Raw genomic sequence first — 17,385 nt, 5'->3', positions numbered from 1 at the left:
TCGTCCCCACGGGCGGCCCCGAGCAGGGATCATGTCCCGGCTCCGAGTGCCGGTCCACGGCACGATCCCAGGCAGACGAGGAACAAGGCTCCATGACGCAGGTCCTGCGCCGCGCGACGGTCGCGGCTGCCGCAGGCAGCATGCTGCTCGCCGGCTGCTCCAGCCAGGTCGACGGCACCCCCACCGCGGAGAACGCGCTGACCCACGTGACGGCCGAGGAGTTCCCCATCACGGGGGCCACCGACAGCGAGGTCGACCAGTACGCGCGCGATGCGCTCACCGACCTGGTCACCTTCTGGGAGCAGGCCTACCCGGAGGCCTACGGCGAGTCCTTCCCGCCCCTGGAGGGCGGCTTCTTCTCGGTCGACTCCCAGAACATCGACGAGAGCGCCTACCCCGACTACGGCATCGGCTGCGAGCGGGCGCCCGTCGACCCGGCCGAGGTCACGATGAACGCGCACTACGACCCCAACTGCGACGTCATCGCCTACGACACCCAGCTGCTCACCCAGCTCAGCGAGCAGTTCGGCCAGTTCATCGGCCCGGCGGTCATGGCCCACGAGATGGGGCACGCCATCCAGGGCCGGGTGGGCTTCTCCGAGAGCTCCATCCAGGACGAGACGCAGGCCGACTGCTTCGCCGGCGCGTTCACCCGCTGGGTCGCCGACGGCAACGGCTCGCACGTCGGCCTGCGGGTCAGCGAGCTCGACCCGCTGCTGGGCGGCTTCATCTACATCCGCGACGAGGTCGGCTCCGACCCGAACAACGACCGCGCGCACGGCTCGGGCTTCGACCGCGTCTCGGGGTTCTACGCCGGCTTCTCCGAGGGCGTGCTCAGCTGCCGCGACGACTTCGGCTCCGACCGGATCTTCACCGAGACCGAGTTCACCAGCCGGGAGGACGCCGCCAACGAGGGCAACGCCAGCTACGAGGACACCCAGTTGCTGATCAGCAACTCGCTGCCGCTGTTCTACGAGTCCTGGTTCCCGCAGGTGTCCGGCGGCGAGGATTTCTCGGTGCCCCAGGTGCAGACCTTCGACGGCACCGCGCCCGACTGCGGTGACATGGGCGCCGAGGACCGCGAGATCGGCTACTGCGCCGACGACCAGACCGTCTACGTCGACGAGACCGACCTCATCGGCCCCGCCTACGAGGAGATCGGCGACTGGGCCGTGGCGACCGCGGTCTCCCTGCCCGTCGCCGTGGCCGCCCGCGACCAGCTCGGCCTGTCCACCGACGACACCGACGCGACCATCTCCTCGGTCTGCCTGACCGGCTGGTACACCGCCCGGTTCTGGTCCGGTGACTACGCCGAGTCGGTCGGGCAGCTGTCCCCGGGCGACGTGGACGAGGCGATCATCTTCCTGCTGACCTACGGCCAGGACGACGCGGTCTTCCCCAACGTCGAGGCCAACGGCTTCGAGATGGTCGGCGCCTTCCGCGCCGGCTTCCTCGAGGGCGGCACGGCCTGCCTCTGAGCCGATCGACCCGGGCCGCCCGCCGCGCGCGGCGGGCGGCCCCCTGACCCGGGAGGAGTCCGATGAGGCAGACCGTGCGCCGCGCGGTCGGGAGCGCGGCCGTGGGGGTCGTACTGCTGGCCGGCTGCACGGCCGGCATCGAGGGCACGCCCACGGCCGCTCGGCCGATCACCGACGTGACCGCCGAGGAGTTCCCGATCACGGGCGCCACCGACAGCGAGATCGACCAGTACGCGCGCAACGCGCTGGCCGACCTGATCGACTTCTGGGAGCAGGCCTATCCGGAGCACTTCGGCGAGCCGTTCCAGCCGCTGGAGGGCGGCATCTTCTCGGTGAACGGCGCCGACATCGACGAGAGCCTCTACCCGGACACCGGCATCGGCTGCGCGCGCCAGCCGGTCGATCCCGAGCGGGTCGTCATGAACGCGCACTACAACCCCAACTGCGACGTCATCGCCTACGACAGCGCGCTGCTCCAGCAGCTCGCCGAGGAGTCCGACCCCTTCCTGGGCCCGGTGGTCATGGCCCACGAGTTCGGCCACGCGATGCAGGCCCGCTTCGGGTACGCGGAGACCTCCATCCAGGTGGAGACGCAGGCCGACTGCCTGGCCGGCGCCTTCACCCGCTGGGTGGCCGACGGCAACGCCCAGCACGTCAGCTTCCGGGTGCCCGGCCTCGACGCCGTCCTCGAGGCCATCAGCGACGGCCGCTTCCGCGATCCGCTGGGCCGCGACCCCAGCGAGGAGGGCGTGCACGGCTCCGGCTTCGACCGCATCTCGGGCTTCTACGCCGGCTACAGCGACGGCGTCCCGGCCTGCCGTGACGAGTTCGGCCCGGACCGGATCTTCACGCAGGAGGAGTTCAGCTCCGACGACGAGGAGGACACCGAGGGCAACGCCCCGTACGAGGACACCGACGACACCGCGACGCAGACGCTGGCCCTGTTCTACGGCCAGATCTTCGGCGACGGCTTCACCGCCCCCGAGTTCGCGACGTTCGACGGCACCGCACCGGACTGCGGCGACATGCGGGAGGCCGACCGCGACCTCGCCTACTGCGCGGCGGACAACACCGTGTACGCCGACGGGACCGACCTGCTCGAGCCGGTGTACGAGGAGTTCGGCGACTACGCCGTGGTCACCGCCATCTCGCTGGCCTACGCCCAGTCGGTGCGGGCCCAGCTCGGCCGGTCGACCACCGACGCCGACGCCACGCTGTCGGCGGTCTGCCTGACCGGCTGGTACACCGGCCGGTTCTACTCGGGCGACTTCGACGAGCAGGTGGCCTCGCTGAGCCCCGGCGACATCGACGAGGCGGTGTACCTGCTGCTGCGCTACGGCCAGTCCGAGAGCGTCCTGCCCGGCGTCGAGGTGTCCGGCGCCGAGCTGGTCGGCGCGTTCCGCGCCGGCTTCCTCGAGGGCGGGGGGCCCTGCGACATCGGGCTCTGACCGACCGGCGCCCTCGCGGCGCGCCAGGCCGGGTGGCACCATCGGCTCCGCCATGCCCCGGACGCCGCCGTTCCGCGTGCTCGCCGCCGTGCTCGTGGGCGGGGGGCTGCTGACGAGCGGCTGCGTGGTGCAGGTGACCGGGAGCGCGCGGCCCGCCGTCCCGGCCCCGCCCGACGTCACCGACGCCGAGCTGCCCGTCGTGGGCAGCGACGACGGCGAGGTCGACACCGTCGCCCGCAACGCCCTGGCCGACCTGGAGACCTACTGGGCCGAGCAGCTGCCGGCCGTCTTCGACGTCGAGTTCGAGCCGCTCGAGGGCGGCTACTTCAGCGTCGACCCCGCGGACGCCGACCCCACCGACTACCCCGACGGGATCGGCTGCGGCAGCGACCCCGAGGAGGTCGCGGGCAACGCCTTCTACTGCGAGGCCGGCGGCCTGCCCAACTCCGACTCGATCAGCTACGACCGCAGCTACCTCGCCGAGCTCGCCGACCGGTCGGGGCGCTTCCTGCCGGCCCTGGTGATGGCGCACGAGTTCGGGCACGCGGTGCAGGCCCGCGCCCGGTTCCCCCGCACCTCGATCGCCACCGAGACCCAGGCGGACTGCCTCGCCGGCGCCTGGACCGTCTGGGTCGCCGACGGGCAGGCCCCGCACACGCGGATCCGGGAACCCGACCTCGACGACGTGCTGCGGGCCTACCTGCAGCTGCGCGATCCGGTCGGCACCGGCGCCGACGACCGCATGGCGCACGGCTCCTACTTCGACCGGGTGTCGGCCTTCCAGGAGGGGTTCGCCGAGGGGCCGGAGGCCTGCCGCGACAACTTCGGCCCCGGCCGGGTCTACACGCAGGACGAGTTCGACCCCGGGGAGAACGCCGCGACCGGCGGCGACGCCCCGTACGGGGAGCTGGCCGAGATCATCTCCGCGGCCCTGCCGGAGTTCTGGGAGGAGGCGTTCCGGGAGGACCTCGGCGGGGACTTCGACCCGCCGTCCCTGGAGGGCTTCACCGGCACGCCCCCGGACTGCGCGCCCCCCGGCCGCGACCTGGTCGTGTGCGCGGACGGGTCGCTGGTCGGCTACGACGAGCAGGACCTCACCCGCCCGCTGTACGAGGAGGTCGGCGACTACGCCGTCGTCACCGCCGTCGCGCTGCCCTACGCGCTGGCCGCCCGCGACCAGCTGGGGCTGTCCACCGACGGCCCCGACGCGCTGCGCTCGGCGGTCTGCCTCACCGGCTGGTTCACCGCCGAGGTGTTCGCCGGCGAGCTGCGCAGCGCGTCGATCTCCCCGGGGGACGTCGACGAGAGCGTGCAGTTCCTGCTCGACTCCGCCGACGACCCCGCCGTGCTGGGGCCGGCCGAGGTCACCGGGTTCGCGCTGGTCGACCTGTTCCGCGGCGGCTTCCTCGACGGTGCCGCCGCCTGCGACGTGGCGCGCTGAGCCGGCTCAGTACAGCGCGGTGGTGAGCTGCCGTCGGGCGGTGGCGACCCGGGGGTCGGCGTCGCCTACCACGGCGAACAGCTCGACGAGGTGCTTGCGGGCGGTGTCGCGGTCCTCCCCCGCGGTGCGGCGGACGACGTCGAGCAGCCGCGCGAAGGCGCCCTCGACGTCGCCGGTGCCGAGCAGGAAGTCCGCCGCGCGGGTCTGCGCCGTGACGTCGTCGGGCGCGGCCTCGGCCAGGGCGAGCGCGTCGGGGCCGGCCTCGTCGGCACGGCGGAACAGCTGCACCTGGCGCAGCGCCAGACCGGCGACCGGGTGGTCGGGCTCGGCGTCGACGATCGCCTGGTAGGCGGCCTCGGCGGCGGCGAGGTCGCCGCGCTCGAGGGCGGCCTCGGCGGCGTCCAGGCGGGGGTCCTCCAGCTCCTCGTCCTCGTCGGTCGCGCCGGGCACCGCGCCGCCGGTGGTGGCGCGGACCAGCTCGGTGACGAACTGCCGGGCCTGCTCCTCGGGGATTGCGCCGGTGAACTCGGCGACGAGCTGGCCCTGCCACACCGCCTTCACCGCGGGGATGCCCTGCACCCGCAGGCCCTGGGCCAGCGCGGGGTTGGCGTCGACGTCGACCTTGGCCAGCACCCACGACCCGCCGCCCTCGGCGGCCAGCCGCTCGAGCACCGGCGACAGCTGCTTGCAGGGGCCGCACCACTCGGCCCACAGGTCGAGGACGACGGGCACCTGGAAGGACCGGTCGAGGACCTCGGCCTGGAACGTCGCCTCGGTGACGTCGACGACCGCGGCGCCCGGGGCGCCGGCCGGCGCCGAGGCGCTCGGCGGCGGGGCGGCCTGGGCGCGGGCGGCGGCCTCGCTGCGCGCCTTGACGGCGGCGAGGTCGACGGCGCCGGAGAGGGAGGCGGCCAGCCGTGCCTGCTGGGCCTGCGCGCGCGGGTCGGGACGTCCGGGGCGGGAAGGCTGCATGACCCCCATGATCCCATCCCCCGGGCCGGGCGTGTCGGCGCCGGGTGGCGGCTGCGCTGCTCAGCCCACCGGCGCCGGCCGCGAGTGGTGAGGTGACGCGGCCACGGCCCCCGCCGAGGCCGCACGATGTCGCCACTCGGTCGGCGGCGAACCGCCCCGGCTCGGCATGCCACAGGCCGTCGTACTCGACCGCCACCCGATGGTCCGGGCACGCGAGGTCCACCCGCGCGACGAACGAGCCGGCCGCGTCGCGCACGACGTGCTGCGCCACCGGCGGTGGGAGCGCCGAACGGTGCACGACCAGGCGCAGCCGCGTCTCCTGGGGGGACTCGGCCCGACCGTCGGCCAGGCTCGCGGCGGTACGCGCCTGACGGCACCCACGGCCGGCCATCGACGCCGCGGCATCCCGCACCTCGTCGAGGCCGGCCCGCGAGCCGCGAGGGCGAGCAGCGTCGCCAGCGGTGTGGTGACCGGGACCGCCCCCCGCGAGGTCACCGACTCGGGCGACAGGACCATGCGTCGCACCGCCAGTCCCGGGACGACGCTGCGACCGCGATCGGGCGGGACCGTGAGCTCGACGGCGTCCGCCGGCCCCGCCAGGTCCATCCCCAGAGCACGGCCGCGCCGGCCCCGGACACGACGGCCCGGGAGGACCAGCCGCGCCGCCGCTCGTGCGCGGAGCTCGTGCGTGACCTCGAGCGTCGCGCAGGTGTAGACGTCGCGGAACAGCCGGCGCAGCGTGCCAGGAGTACGGGCGAGCGTGCTCCGGCCGTCCACAGGCCGACCTCGAGTGGCGAGCGACGGCGGTGTCGGTGCCCCGCGAGACCGCGACACCGCACCACTCGGCTGGATCCGGCTGCTCAGCCCACCGGCGCCGGCCGCAGCGCCGGCACGTGCCGCAGCCCGAACACCTCGCGCAGCGCCACCCTGGCCGCGTTGTCCCCGCACGCCCCGTGCACGGCGGGCCCGGGCGGGGTGGCCGCCGAGGCGAGGTAGACCCCGCGCACCGGCGTCTTGTAGGTGTTCCAGCGCGGCACCGGCCGGGCCAGCATCTGCCGCAGCGAGGCCTCGCCGTTGGAGATGTCGCCGCCGACGTGGTTGGGGTTCCACGCCTCCATCGCGACGGCGTCCTTGGTCGCGCGGGCCACGACCGTGTCGCGGAAGCCCGGGGCGAACCGCTCGATCTGCGCCTCGATCCGCTCGGTCATGTCGACGTCGGAGCCGTGCGGCACGTGCACGTAGGCCCAGAACACGTGCCCGCCCTCCGGCGCCCGGCTCGGGTCGGGCACCGTCGGCTGGACGGCGAGCACGTAGGGCCGCTCGGCGATCCGGCCGTGCGCCGGACCCTCCTCCCCCGCGATCGTCTCCGCCAGGTCGCCGGCCACGTGGATGGTGCCCGCGCGGCGCACCTCGGGGTTGGTCCACGGCACCGGCTCGGACAGGATCCAGTCGATCTTGAAGACGCCGGGGCCGTGCTTGTAGCGGTTCACCCAGCGCCGGTAGCCCTCGTTCACCCGGTCGCCGGCCATGGCGACGAACGCCCGGGGAGTGGTGTCCAGCAGCACCGCGGGGACGCCGTCGAACTCGCGCAGGTCGGTCACCCGGTGCCCGGTGACGACCTCGCCGCCCTGCTGCTCCAGCGCCGTCACCATCGCCTCGGCCAGCCGCTGCGAGCCGCCCTCGATCAGCGGCCAGCCCGCGTGGTGGGCGAGCATGCCGAGCACCATCCCGAGCCCGGCCGTCAGCGGGCGGGAGAGGTCGAGCATGCCGTGCGCGGCGGCACCGGCGATCAGCGCCTGGCCCTCCTCCGTGTCGAAGTACCGGCGCGCCAGCCAGCGCACGTTGGGCAGCGCGTTGAGCGCGAACCGCGTGACCGCTCCGACGCTGCGGGTGGGCAGCCGGCGCAGCTGGCTGGTCAGGAAGAAGTCGATGACGTCGTCCCCGTGCTCGACCAGCGGGCCGAACAGCCGGCGGTAGGCCGCACCGTCGGCGCCGAGCCCGTCGGCGGTCTCCTCCAGCGAGCGCCGGGAGACCGCGGCGCGACCGCCGTCCAGGGGGTGGGCGTAGGCGATCTCGGGGTGCACCAGCCGCACCCCGCGGCTGGGCAGGTCGAACTCGCGGAAGAACGGCGAGGCGGCGCCCATCGGGTGCACCGTCGAGCAGACGTCGTGCCGGTAGCCGGGCTCCAGCAGCTCCTCGGTGCGCAGCCCGCCGCCGGGGACGTCCGCGGCCTCCACGACCTGCACGCGCAACCCGGCGGCGGCCAGCCGCAGGGCCGCGGCCAGCCCGTTGGGCCCCGCACCGACGACGACGGCGTCCGGCTTCCCGTTCACCCCGCCATCGTGCCCGGCCGGGGTCAGAGCTGCGCGAGGAGCTCGTCGGCCGCGGTGTAGGGGTCGCTGTCGCCGGCCACCACCCGCTCGGCGAGGGCGTCCAGCGCGGCCGACCCGCCGACGTCGCCCATCCGCTCGCGCAGCCCGGCCAGCGCGATCGCCTCGATCTCGCGGGCGGCCCGCTCGGTGCGCCGCCGCCGGCCCTCCCCCGTGCTGGCCAGCCACTGCCGGTGCGCCTCGACCTGCTCCAGCACGCCGTCGATGCCGTTGCCGGTCTCCGCGGAGGCGACGGTCCGGCAGATCGGCGGCCGCCAGCCGCCGGGGCCCTCGTGCCGGCCACCGAGGGACTGCATGTAGCGCAGGTCGCGCACCGTGCGGTCGGCGCCGTCGCGGTCGGCCTTGTTGACCACGAAGACGTCGGCGACCTCGAGGATCCCGGCCTTGGCGGCCTGGATGCCGTCGCCCATCCCGGGGGCGACCAGCACCAGGGTGGTGTCGGCCAGCGAGGCGATCTCCAGCTCGGACTGCCCGACGCCCACGGTCTCCACGAGGACGACGTCGCAGCCGGCGGCGTCGAGCACGCGCAGCGCCTGCGGCGTGGCCCAGGCCAGGCCGCCGAGATGACCGCGGGAGGCCATCGACCGGATGTAGACGCCGGGGTCGCCGGCGTGGTCCTGCATGCGCACCCGGTCCCCGAGCAGCGCGCCGCCGGAGAACGGCGACGACGGGTCGACGGCGAGCACGCCCACCCGCTTGCCCGCCGCCCGCAGCGCGCGGACCAGCGCGGTGGTCGTCGTCGACTTGCCGACGCCCGGCGAGCCGGTCAGGCCCAGGACCTGCGCGGTGCCGGTGTGCGGCGCCAGCGCGGCAGCCACCTCGCGCAGCACCGGGCTGGCGTCCTCGACCAGCGAGATCAGCCGGGCCACCGAGCGCGCGTCGCCCTCGCGGGCCGCGGCGACGAGCGAGGGGACGTCGACTGCGCGCCGGGCGCGGCGGGAGAGCCGTTGCCCGCGGGGGGCGACGGGGTCGGGCGCCTGTACTGCCGTCGCGAAGGTGTCCTCCCCGACGCCGCGGGTCACGCGGCCGGCGCGGGCACGTGCAGGATCAGCGCGTCACCCTGGCCGCCACCGCCGCACAGGGCGGCGGCACCGACGCCGCCTCCGCGACGGCGCAGCTCCAGCGCGAGGTCGAGCACGATGCGGGCGCCGCTCATGCCGACCGGGTGGCCCAGCGCGATGGCCCCGCCGTTGGGGTTCACCTTCTCGGGGTCGATGCCCAGCTCGCGGGTGGAGACGATGCCCACCGCGGCGAAGGCCTCGTTGAGCTCGACCAGGTCGAGGTCCCTGGGGTCGATGCCCTCGCGGGCGCAGGCCTTCTGGATGGCCCGCGACGGCTGGCTCTGCAGCGTGGCGTCGGGACCGGCCACGACGCCGTGCGCGCCGATCTCGGCGATCGGGGTGATGCCCAGCTCGGCGGCCTTCTCGGCGCTCATGACCACGACCGCGCAGGCGCCGTCGGAGATCTGCGAGGCGGTGCCCGCGGTGATCGTGCCGTCCTTGGCGAAGGCCGGCTTGAGCTTGGACAGGCTCTCGGCCGTGGTGTCGGCGCGGATGCCCTCGTCCTCGCGGAACTCGATCGGGTCGCCCTTCCGCTGCGGGATGAGGACGGGGGTGATCTCCTCGTCGAACACGCCGTTCTTGGCCGCGCGGGCCGCCTTCTGGTGGCTCTCCGCGGCGAAGGCGTCCTGCTCCTCGCGGGTGAGGTCGTAGCGGGCGTTGGCCTGCTCGGTGAGCACGCCCATCGCCACCTGGTCGAAGGTGTCGGACAGCCCGTCGTGGGCCATGGCGTCGACGAGCTTGGTGTCGCCGTACTTGGTGCCGGTGCGGCCGTTGAGCAGCATGTGCGGCGCCTGCGTCATCGACTCCATGCCGCCGGCGACGACGACGTCGTACTCGCCGGCGCGGATCAGCTGGTCGGCCAGCGCGATGGCGTTGATGCCCGACAGGCAGACCTTGTTGATGGTCAGCGAGGGCACCGACATCGGGATGCCCGCGGCCACCGCGGCCGGACGCGCCGGGTTCTGGCCCGCGCCGGCCAGGATCACCTGGCCCATGATCACGTAGTCGACCTGGTCCCCGGAGATGCCGGCGCGCTCCAGGGCGGCCTTGATCGCGATGCCGCCGAGGTCGGCGGCGGAGAAGTCCTTGAGCGAACCGAGCAGCCGGCCCATCGGGGTGCGGGCGCCGCTGACGATGACCGAGCGGGACATGGGGCCTCCAGGAGCCGGGCCGCCGCCACTGGCGACCGAGTTCGAGCAGCCACCGCGCGCGGACCGGGCGGTGGGGCGGTGCGTGGGCTGACGATCAGGATAGGACGACGGGCACAACGAGCCAGCCCCCGCGGAGGCGCCCCCCGGTCCGGGTGACGCCGCCCACACCGATGTGACGTCCCAGACGTCTGGCGGCACGATGCCCGCGTGACCGACAACGCCACCGGGCTGCCCGGCGACCTGTTCACCACGATCGACCACGTCGGGATCGCCGTGCCCGACCTCGACGAGGCCCTCGCCTTCTACGACCGCGCCTTCGGGGTGCGCTCGGTGCACGAGGAGGTGAACGAGGAGCAGGGCGTGCGCGAGGCGATGCTCGCCGTCGGGGACGGCGACACCCGCATCCAGCTGCTCGCCCCCCTGACCCCCGAGTCGACGATCGCGAAGTTCATCGGGCGCTCCGGCCCGGGCCTGCAGCAGCTCGCCTTCCGCGTCGAGGACGTCGAGGCGGTGAGCGCGACGCTGCGCGAGCGCGGCCTGCGGCTGCTCTACGACGCCCCCAAGCGCGGCACGTCGGACAGCCGGGTGAACTTCGTGCACCCCAAGGACGCCGGTGGCGTGCTCGTCGAGCTGGTCGAGCCGGCTCGGCACGGCGGCCACTGAGCGCTGCGCCACACTCGGTGGCCTCGTTGGTTACCGGTCGGTAACCTCCGTCCACCGCCACTCGCACAGCCCCTCCGAGCCGACGAAGACCCGGGAGAGACACGTGGAGCAGATCAGGGACGCCATCCTCGCCGACCAGCTCGAGGACATCGCGGGGCTGCCGGTCCCCGAGTCCTACCGAGCGGTGGTGGTCCGCAAGGACGAGCAGGACATGTTCGAGGGCCTGGCCACTCGGGACAAGGACCCGCGCAAGTCGCTGCACGTGGAGGAGGTGGCGACCCCCGAGCTCGGCCCGGGCGAGGCGATCGTGGCCGTGATGGCCTCGTCGGTGAACTACAACACCGTCTGGACGTCGATCTTCGAGCCGGTGTCGACCTTCGGATTCCTGGAGCGCTACGGCCGGGTCTCCGAGCTCACCAAGCGGCACGACCTGCCCTACCACGTGGTGGGTTCCGACCTGGCCGGCGTGGTCCTGCGGGTGGGGCCGGGGGTGAACAAGTGGAAGCCCGGTGACGAGGTCGTGGCCCACTGCCTGTCGGTGGAGCTGGAGGACCCGGCCGGCCACGACGACACGATGATGGACCCGCAGCAGCGGATCTGGGGCTTCGAGACCAACTTCGGCGGCCTGGCCGAGCTCGCGCTGGTCAAGAGCAACCAGCTGATGCCCAAGCCGGCCCACCTGTCGTGGGAGGAGGCCGCCGCGCCCGGGCTGGTGAACTCCACCGCCTACCGGCAGCTGGTCAGCCGCAACGGCGCGAACATGAAGCAGGGCGACGTCGTCCTGATCTGGGGCGCCTCCGGCGGCCTGGGCTCCTACGCCACCCAGATGGCGCTCAACGGCGGGGCGATCCCGGTCTGCGTCGTCTCCTCCCCGGAGAAGGCCGACATCGTGCGCTCCATGGGCGCCGAGCTGGTCATCGACCGCTCCGCCGAGGGCTACCGGTTCTGGAAGGACGAGGCCACCCAGGACCCCAAGGAGTGGCAGCGGTTCGGCAAGCGGATCCGCGAGCTGACCGGCGGCGAGGACGTCGACATCGTCTTCGAGCACCCCGGCCGGGAGACCTTCGGCGCCAGCGTCTACGTCGCCAAGAAGGGCGGCACGATCATCACCTGCGCCTCCACCACCGGATACCTGCACGAGTACGACAACCGGTACCTGTGGATGAACCTGAAGAAGATCCTCTCCAGCCACTTCGCCAACTACAAGGAGGCGTGGGAGGCCAACCGGCTCATCGACAAGGGGCTGATCCACCCGACCCTGTCCAAGGTCTACCCGATGGACGAGGTCGGGCAGGCCGCCCTCGACGTCCACCGCAACCTGCACCAGGGCAAGGTCGGCGTGCTCACCCTCGCCCCCGAGGAGGGCCTCGGCGTCAAGGACGCCGAGAAGCGCGCCAAGCACATCGACGCCATCAACCGCTTCCGCGGCGTGTAGGCAGATCTGCCCGGGAGGTGGGTCCCCGGACGGGCACCCACCTCCCGGGCAGGCGTTCTATCGTCGGGACGGACGGGTCCGACCGACACGCCGACGAGCTCCCCCGACTCTGCGAGGATGACCGCATGACCGATCCCCGCCGCGACCTGATCCCGATGCGCGAGGCGCAGCACTCGTTCGACGTGGTCCTGCGGGGCTTCGACAGGCACCAGGTCGCCGAGACCATCGAGCGTCTCGAGGCCGACATCCGGGTGGCCCTGGCCGACCGCGACGCCGCGGTCAGCCGCACCGCCGAGCTGGCCGGTCAGCTGCAGGCGATGCACGGCGAGATCGAGCAGCTGCGGCGCAAGGCCGCCAACGCCGGTCCGGCCACGTTCGAGAACATGAGCGAGCGCATCTCGCACATGCTCCGGCTGGCCGACGAGGAGGCCGCCGACATCCGCCGGGCCGCCGAGCAGGAGGCCCAGGCGCTGCGCGAGCAGACCGCCGCCGAGGAGCGGGCCATGCTCGAGCGGCACGCCGCCGGGCAGGCCGAGGTGGAGCGGATGCTCGCCGACGCCCGCCAGAACGCCGAGCAGATCGCGAGCAAGGCGCAGATCCGCGCCGACGAGCTCGTCGCCAAGGCCCAGGAGAAGGTCGCCCGCCTCGACGCCGAGTCCCACGCGCGCCGGGTCAAGGTCGAGGAGGACTTCGAGATCGCGCAGCGGGCCCGCCGGGCCGAGGCCGCCCGCCTGGAGGAGGAGCGCGAGCGCGCCTCCACCGAGGCGGCCCGCCAGCGCGTCGCCGACGCCGAGCGGCACGCCGCCCGGCTGGTCAGCGAGGCCGAGGCCGCCGCCCTGACCATCCGGCAGGTGCGCGACGAGCTCACCGGCCGGCTGCTGGAGGCCCGCCGGGTGCTCGACGCCCTGCCCGACCTCGGTGACCGGCCCGCGCCGCAGCAGTCCCCCCAGCCGCAGGCGGGCCAGCCCCAGGTGCCCCAGCAGCAGGTGCCCCAGCAGCAGGTGCCCCAGCCGCAGGCGGCGCAGCGCCCCTCGCCCGAGCCCCGGCCGGCTCCCGCCCCGGCCAGCGGTGAGGCCGCGGCCGCCCGCCAGCCCCTGCGGCCGCCGGCGCCGATCACCCAGCCGGCGGTGCAGCGCGCCCCACAGGCGCAGGACGAGCGGCACGAGGCCCCGGCCCGTCCCGGTGCCGCCGACCCCGCCCTCGACCCGGCGGCCCAGAAGACCACCCCGCCCGGCGCGGCTCCGGCAGCCCGGCCGCGCACCGCTCCCCAGCCGGCCGTGTCGCCGCAGGGGCCGACGACGCAGGTCGCGATGCAGCCGGCGCCGGCGCAGGGCCCGTCCTCCGGCCAGCAGCCGGCCGCGAAGGCCCCCGCACCCGGTGCCTCCGCGGGCCCGCAGCAGACCCAGGTCATCCGCCCGGTGTCCGGCCAGCAGCCGGCTCCCGGGAGCACCGCCACTCCCGGCCCGGTCGACCCGCCCACCCGGGTGCAGCCGGCCGTGACGGTTCCCTCCGACGACAAGCCGGCCGACGGCACGGCCGTCGACGGCACGCCGGCCCAGGCCGTCCGCCGCTGACCGCGGGCTGCGCCGCCTCCCCCCGGTGGCGGCGCAGCCGGTGACGCCCGCGCGCCACCGCCCGGACCGGGGTACGGAGGTGCAGTGCTCGACGACGCCCGGCCGACCGCCGTGCAGCGGTCGGCACCGGGCGGTCGCCGCGGTGGCCCCCGGCACGCCGCCGACGAGGAGGTCGCCGGCCCGGACGGGCCCGGCCGGCCGTGGCCGCCGGCCGCGCTCGCGGTCGTCGTCCTGGCCGGCGCCCGGGCGCTGAGCGGTGCCGCCCGCCCCGGGGAGGGCGCTCTGGCCGGGGAGGCCGGCGCCGGCGCGGCGCACGTCGCGGCCTGGCAGTCCCTGACCGGCGCCGGCGACCGGGGGCTGTTCCTCGTCGCCGCCGTCGTGTCCGCGGCCCTGGTGTGGTGGCTGGGCGCCCGGCTGCGGCTGCCCGGCCCGACCTGCGCGCTCGCCGTCCTCGTCGTCGGGCTGCCCACCCTGCTGCCGGCCACCGCCCTGCTGGACCGGCCGGCTGCCCTCGCCGTCCCGTGGCTGCTGGCCGCCGGGCTGCTGCTCACCGCCGGCCACCGGACGGCCCTCGCCGCGGCCGCGGTGCCCGCCGCGGTCGCCGTGCTGCTCGCGCCCGACGTCCTGGCGCTCGCCGCCGGGGCCGCCGCGACCGCGGGAGCCACCGGCCGCCGGACACCGCCGGCGCTGCGGGCCGCGGCCGCGGCCGGGGGAACGGCGGCGCTCGTCGTGCTCGCCGTCGTCCTGCCCCGGTGGGACGGCGCGGGCGGTGGAGCGGCCGACCCGCTCGGGACCCCGGCCGTGCTGGGCGTCGCCGCGGGGCTGGCCGCCCTCGCCGCGGCCGCCGCGGTGGCGCTGCCCGGGCTGCGCCCGCTGGCCGGCGCGGTGCTCGCGACGGCTCTGCTCGCGGCGGTGCTCGACCGCTCCGCGGCCCTGCAGGTCGCGTTGCCGGCCGCGGCGCTGCTGCTCGCCGCGCTGGCCACCCGGGCGGCGACCCGGCTGGCCGCCGGCCGGCCCGCGCTCCCCCGCGCACTGGCCGCGGCCGGCGCCGCCGCGCTGCTCGCCCTCGCGGCGCTGGCGGGCACCGGGGTGCTCCGGCCCACGGGGGACGACGACGGTCCCCGGACCGCCGCCGCCGACCGCCCGGCCGACGTCGCCCCGGTCCTGGACTGGCTGGCCGGCGAGCTGCCCGACGACGCCCGCGTCGCGGCGCCGGCGGACCTCCGGGCCGAGCTGCTCGCAGCCGGTGCCGACCCCGGCATGCTCCCCGCCGACCTCCCGGACGCACCGGCCGGCCCCGGCGCCCCGGTGCTGCAGCTGGTGGAGACCGTGCCCGAGGGAGCCGTGCTGGTGGCCCGGTTCGTGCCCGGGAACGGCGGCGCCCCCCTGCTCGCCGTCGATCCGTTCCCGGTCGAGCCGACGCCGGAGGAGCTCGACCGCCGGCGGGGCCTGGCCGAGGCGCTGCTGGCCAATCCGACCACCCGCACCGGCGGCCGGGCGGCCGAGGTGCTCGCCGGCGCGGAGGTCGACCAGCGGCTGCTCAGCCTGCTGGCCGGCCTCGCCGCCCGGGAGGGCGTGGGCATCGCCGACCTGCCGCCCGCCCCCGGCGAGGAGGGCGGCGCCGCCCCGGCCCGCCGGGCGCTGCTGGACACCGTCGGCGGCCGCGTCGTGCCGGGCGACCGCGCGGCCACCGAGCGGCTGCTGGCCTGGCTCGACGCGCAACGGCCGCCGTTCGCGCCGGACACCGTGGAGGTCACCGACTCGGGTGTCCTCGTCGGGTTCGACTACGTGTCCGGGCCCGACGCCCTCGTCACCGGGGCGGCGGAATGACCCCCCCTGCCGCCCGGTCGCGGGAGCCGACCGCAGCGGGTACACGTGGTGTCCGACGGTGCACGCTCGGTGCACCCCTGCCACCGGCCCCCGTACCGACCACTGGGAGAGAGCTCGTGAACCGGATCGCCCGCGTCCTCGCCGTGGCGCTGCTCGGCGGGGGGCTGGCCGCCGTACCGCTGGGCAGTGCCCAGGCCGCCGACGGCGGCCTGCTGCGGCTGGCCCACCTCTCCCCCGACACCCCCGCCGTCGACGTCTACGTCGACTCGGTCAGCGACCCCGCCGCCGGGCTGACGTTCCCCGCCGTCGGCTACGGCACGGTGTCGGACTACCAGGCGGTCCCGCCCGGCAGCTACGCGATCAGCATGCGCCCCGCCGGCGCCGATCCGGCCACCCCGCCGGTGCTGTCGACCACCGTCCAGGTGGCGGCCGACCAGGCCCGCACCGTGGCCGGCGTCGGCCCGTTCGCCGACCTCGGCCTGGAGGTGCTGGAGGACGACCTGACCCCGCCGCCGCCGGGCTCGGCGCGGGTCCGCGTGGTCGCCGCGGCGTCCGGCGCGCCGACCATCGACGTGGCCCTGGCCGACGGCACGGCGATCGCCGACGGGGCGGCCTTCGCCGACACCACCGACTACGTCGACGTCCCGGCCGGTGGCACCGGCCTCCGGGTGACCCCCGCGGGCGGAACGCCGGCCGACCTGCCGGTGCAGGTCGAGGCGGGCTCGGTCTACAGCGTGCTGGTGCTCGACTCCCCCGGCGGCGGGCTGACCGTGCAGACGGCGCTCGACGCCGCCAGCCCGGGCGTCGTGCCGGTCGGCGGCGTGGAGGCAGGGGCCGGCGGCACCGCCGGGGACGCCTCCGGCGACGCGGTGCTCCCGACCGTGCTGACCGCCGGCGGGGTCACCCTGCTGGCCGGCGGCGTGCTGTTCGCGGTCGTCTCCGGCGCCGCGCGCCGCGCACCCCGGGCGCGGCACGCCCGCCGTCCCTGACGCCGGTGCCCGCCCGGCACCGGAGGCTCCCCTCCCGGCACCGCGCTCCGCGCTGGCGCCGCCTCACCCTGCTCCGGCTGCTGGTGGCCGCGGTGGCCGCCGTCGCCGGCGGGGTGGCCCTGCTCAGCCCGTCGGCGCCCGCCGCGCCCGCGGCGGCGGGCGAGACGCCGGCCCCGGTGGTGCGGTCGGCGCGCGCCCCCGACGCGGCGGCGGAGCCGGTGCGGCTGCGGGTGCCCGCGATCGGGGTGGACAGCGACCTGGCGCGGCTCGGCACCGACGCGGCCGGCGCCCTGGTGCCCCCGGCCGACTACGGCCGGGCCGGCTGGTACGCCGGCGGTCCCGCACCCGGCGACGTCGGCCCCGCCGTGCTCGCCGGGCACGTCGACTCCACCGCCGGCCCCGCCGTCTTCTTCCGCCTGCGCGACCTCGCCCCCGGGGACGAGGTGCTGGTCGACCGGGCCGACGGGACGACGGCGCGCTTCACCGTCACCGCGGTCGACCGCTACGCCAAGGACGCCTTCCCGACCACCGAGGTCTACGGCCCGACCCCGGACGCGCAGCTGCGGCTGATCACCTGCGGCGGCGCGTTCGACCGCGCCGCGCGCAGCTACCGGGACAACGTGGTGGTCCACGCCCGGCTGAGCTGACTCAACGGCGCCGGGCCCGTGCCCGCCAGCAGACCGTGTGCCAGTGCCGGCGCCGGTCGGTGGCCGACTCGGTGTCCCACGGGTCGAGGTCGGAGTCGCGGGCGTAGGCCGGCCAGGTCACCACGTGCGGCGTCCCGGGCCGGATCTCCTGGTCGCACCCCGGGCAGCGGTAGACCCGGCCGGCCGAGCCGGTGACCGGCCGCACCACCCAGTCGCCGTCGGCGGCCTCCTCGACCGGGTCGGGACGCCGGGCCGGGCCGCGATCGGCAGATCGCGACCCGGCCCGGGGCCGCCGGCGGGGCACCG

The 17,385-nt window shown here is 75.8% G+C and carries 14 protein-coding genes; 9 read left to right on the top strand and 5 right to left on the bottom strand.

The genetic code is table 11. From position 1 onward, the window contains the following. The first annotated feature begins 92 nt into the window (after window positions 1-92). The 3 genes from ACI79R_RS04460 to ACI79R_RS04450 all read left to right on the top strand — a co-directional run bounded on the left by ACI79R_RS04460 (window position 93) and on the right by ACI79R_RS04450 (window position 4,367). Window positions 93-1,478 carry a neutral zinc metallopeptidase gene (locus ACI79R_RS04460; RefSeq protein WP_456572371.1) on the top strand — a complete coding sequence of 462 codons (1,386 nt, stop codon included), beginning with the start codon at window positions 93-95 and terminating at the stop codon, window positions 1,476-1,478. A gap of 62 nt (window positions 1,479-1,540) precedes the next feature. Next, window positions 1,541-2,926: a neutral zinc metallopeptidase gene (locus tag ACI79R_RS04455; RefSeq protein WP_456572370.1), complete on the top strand. Its 1,386-nt coding sequence runs from the start codon at window positions 1,541-1,543 to the stop codon at window positions 2,924-2,926. 52 nt (window positions 2,927-2,978) lie between these two features. Continuing rightward, the gene (locus ACI79R_RS04450; protein WP_456572369.1) at window positions 2,979-4,367 is read left to right on the top strand and encodes a neutral zinc metallopeptidase; all 1,389 of its coding nucleotides are present in this window, start codon (window positions 2,979-2,981) and stop codon (window positions 4,365-4,367) included. Window positions 4,368-4,373: 6 nt separating this feature from the next. Here ACI79R_RS04450 and ACI79R_RS04445 read toward each other — a convergent pair whose 3' ends face one another. The 4 genes from ACI79R_RS04445 to ACI79R_RS04430 all read right to left on the bottom strand — a co-directional run bounded on the left by ACI79R_RS04445 (window position 4,374) and on the right by ACI79R_RS04430 (window position 9,941). Continuing rightward, complete coding sequence (locus ACI79R_RS04445) at window positions 4,374-5,339, bottom strand: tetratricopeptide repeat protein (RefSeq protein ID WP_456572368.1); 966 nt, start codon at window positions 5,337-5,339, stop codon at window positions 4,374-4,376. An 860-nt stretch (window positions 5,340-6,199) separates the two neighbouring features. Next, a complete protein-coding gene (locus ACI79R_RS04440; protein ID WP_456572367.1) occupies window positions 6,200-7,672 on the bottom strand; it encodes a phytoene desaturase family protein in 1,473 nt (490 codons plus the stop codon). 23 nt (window positions 7,673-7,695) lie between these two features. Beyond that, complete coding sequence (meaB, locus tag ACI79R_RS04435) at window positions 7,696-8,751, bottom strand: methylmalonyl Co-A mutase-associated GTPase MeaB (RefSeq protein WP_456572366.1); 1,056 nt, start codon at window positions 8,749-8,751, stop codon at window positions 7,696-7,698. Next, the gene (locus tag ACI79R_RS04430; RefSeq protein WP_456572365.1) at window positions 8,748-9,941 is read right to left on the bottom strand and encodes an acetyl-CoA C-acetyltransferase; all 1,194 of its coding nucleotides are present in this window, start codon (window positions 9,939-9,941) and stop codon (window positions 8,748-8,750) included. The genes meaB and ACI79R_RS04430 overlap by 4 nt, the downstream gene beginning before the upstream one ends. Window positions 9,942-10,148: 207 nt before the next feature. On the opposite strand from ACI79R_RS04430, the gene mce reads away from it, so the two are divergent. The 6 genes from mce (at window position 10,149) to ACI79R_RS04400 (ending at window position 17,079) form a co-directional block, all read left to right on the top strand. Next, window positions 10,149-10,604 (top strand): methylmalonyl-CoA epimerase, encoded by a 456-nt coding sequence (gene mce / locus ACI79R_RS04425; RefSeq protein WP_456572364.1) that lies wholly within the window; start codon window positions 10,149-10,151, stop codon window positions 10,602-10,604. Window positions 10,605-10,707: 103 nt separating this feature from the next. Beyond that, the gene (gene ccrA, locus ACI79R_RS04420; protein WP_456572363.1) at window positions 10,708-12,039 is read left to right on the top strand and encodes a crotonyl-CoA carboxylase/reductase; all 1,332 of its coding nucleotides are present in this window, start codon (window positions 10,708-10,710) and stop codon (window positions 12,037-12,039) included. 125 nt (window positions 12,040-12,164) lie between these two features. Then, window positions 12,165-13,613 (top strand): hypothetical protein, encoded by a 1,449-nt coding sequence (locus ACI79R_RS04415; RefSeq protein WP_456572362.1) that lies wholly within the window; start codon window positions 12,165-12,167, stop codon window positions 13,611-13,613. 84 nt (window positions 13,614-13,697) lie between these two features. After that, the gene (locus ACI79R_RS04410; protein ID WP_456572361.1) at window positions 13,698-15,443 is read left to right on the top strand and encodes a hypothetical protein; all 1,746 of its coding nucleotides are present in this window, start codon (window positions 13,698-13,700) and stop codon (window positions 15,441-15,443) included. Window positions 15,444-15,559: 116 nt separating this feature from the next. After that, window positions 15,560-16,432: a DUF4397 domain-containing protein gene (locus tag ACI79R_RS04405; protein WP_456572360.1), complete on the top strand. Its 873-nt coding sequence runs from the start codon at window positions 15,560-15,562 to the stop codon at window positions 16,430-16,432. Window positions 16,433-16,437: 5 nt separating this feature from the next. Beyond that, on the top strand, window positions 16,438-17,079 hold the full coding sequence (locus ACI79R_RS04400) for a class F sortase (RefSeq protein WP_456572359.1): 642 nt from the start codon (window positions 16,438-16,440) through the stop codon (window positions 17,077-17,079). 1 nt (window position 17,080) lies between these two features. Here ACI79R_RS04400 and ACI79R_RS04395 read toward each other — a convergent pair whose 3' ends face one another. Further along, window positions 17,081-17,383, bottom strand: coding sequence for a hypothetical protein (locus ACI79R_RS04395; protein ID WP_456572358.1), 303 nt, complete (start codon window positions 17,381-17,383; stop codon window positions 17,081-17,083). Between the last annotated feature and the right edge of the window lie 2 nt (window positions 17,384-17,385).

It is taken from the genome of Blastococcus sp. SYSU D00820 (assembly GCF_054050695.1).
The sequence above is the reverse complement of the archived record's forward strand: the minus strand, read 5'-3'. Positions and strand labels throughout refer to the sequence as shown.

Bases quoted from the DNA above. Each gene is read 5' to 3' on its own strand.
- ACI79R_RS04430 (WP_456572365.1), bottom strand. From the start codon at position 9,941: ATGTCCCGCTCGGTCATCGTCAGCGGCGCCCGCACCCCGATGGGCCGG.
- ACI79R_RS04455 (WP_456572370.1), top strand. From the start codon at position 1,541: ATGAGGCAGACCGTGCGCCGCGCGGTCGGGAGCGCGGCCGTGGGGGTC.
- ACI79R_RS04450 (WP_456572369.1), top strand. From the start codon at position 2,979: ATGCCCCGGACGCCGCCGTTCCGCGTGCTCGCCGCCGTGCTCGTGGGC.
- ACI79R_RS04460 (WP_456572371.1), top strand. From the start codon at position 93: ATGACGCAGGTCCTGCGCCGCGCGACGGTCGCGGCTGCCGCAGGCAGC.
- ACI79R_RS04445 (WP_456572368.1), bottom strand. From the start codon at position 5,339: ATGCAGCCTTCCCGCCCCGGACGTCCCGACCCGCGCGCGCAGGCCCAG.
- ACI79R_RS04415 (WP_456572362.1), top strand. From the start codon at position 12,165: ATGACCGATCCCCGCCGCGACCTGATCCCGATGCGCGAGGCGCAGCAC.